The organism is Kistimonas ophiarachnellae (genome assembly GCF_057552235.1).
Window position 1 is genome coordinate 1 of sequence record NZ_BAAJPA010000106.1, and the last position, 208, is coordinate 208.

Below are 208 nucleotides of genomic sequence, written 5' to 3' on the forward strand. Positions count from 1 at the left end.
GGCGCTGAAATTGCCGGTCACTGCCGCACCATCTTCCGTGGCACTGACACTCACCACTTCGGCAGTAGGCTTGTCGTTAGTCCCTGTAATCGTAATCGTGACCGTCGCCGGTTCACTGGTGGCATTCCCTTCACCGGAATCATCAACCGCTACATAGGTAAACGTGACTTGACGGGTTTCTCCCGCGGCTAGGTCCTGGAAGTCACTG

Annotated in this window: 1 protein-coding gene; it reads right to left on the reverse strand. The window is 56.2% G+C overall.

Annotation, left to right across the window (positions count from 1 at the left end):
- The coding region (locus AC27K1_RS21845) for a VCBS domain-containing protein (protein WP_487152904.1) at window positions 1-208 on the reverse strand (208 nt) is incomplete at both ends.